This is a genomic window from Acinetobacter sp. HA (assembly GCF_000264725.1).
Lineage (GTDB): Bacteria > Pseudomonadota > Gammaproteobacteria > Pseudomonadales > Moraxellaceae > Acinetobacter > Acinetobacter schindleri.
The window spans coordinates 1-507 of the sequence record NZ_AJXD01000086.1 but is presented as its reverse complement, the minus strand read 5'-3'; the positions used below and the strand labels follow the sequence as shown (position 1 = coordinate 507).

The 507-nt window shown below is 40.2% G+C and carries 1 protein-coding gene and 1 pseudogene; both read left to right on the top strand.

Annotated features, from left to right (window positions below):
* Positions 1 to 25 precede the first annotated feature (25 nt).
* The gene (locus tag HADU_RS11905) at positions 26 to 307 is read left to right on the top strand and encodes a hypothetical protein (RefSeq protein WP_050977187.1); all 282 of its coding nucleotides are present in this window, start codon (positions 26 to 28) and stop codon (positions 305 to 307) included.
* Between the two features lie 34 nt (positions 308 to 341).
* Positions 342 to 507: pseudogene (locus HADU_RS15925) on the top strand (YqaE/Pmp3 family membrane protein); the annotation flags it as partial.

Below are 507 nucleotides of genomic sequence, written 5' to 3'. Positions count from 1 at the left end.
TTCCCAGGATGATGGTATTGGATTAATGAGCGTTACTGAAACACTAGACAGCAAAATCAAGGCCCAGGAAGAAAAGCTGAAACAACTGAAAGCTCAAAGACAGGCAGCACTTGCAAGAGAACGTGCCAAAGAGAAAGAGCAAGCCCGAAAAGATGATACCAGACGCAAGATTTTAATCGGATCCTGTATGCTAAAAATCACTGAAGATGATGAGCAAGCCCGAGCTAAACTAATTGCTCAGATGGATAAGTATTTGACGGATGAAAGAGATCGCAAGCTGTTTAATTTACCCCTTGTGGACCATTAACTCTTCCGAAATAACGCATCAATAGGACTGTAATATGAGACTTCTGCCAGCTTTGCTTTTTCCTTGGTTATTATTTTTTTACTATCGGTCGTCCATTCGCAGGAATAATGTGTTTATTTCTTCAAATTACGATCCTAGGTTGGATCCCTGCTATGATTTGGGCTGTGTACGCTTTATCGCAATATAAGAATGATCAGAAA

What these genes read in the sequence shown, in the direction of transcription:
- HADU_RS11905 (WP_050977187.1), top strand. Translation starts at nt 26, where the DNA reads ATGAGCGTTACTGAAACACTAGACAGCAAAATCAAGGCCCAGGAAGAA.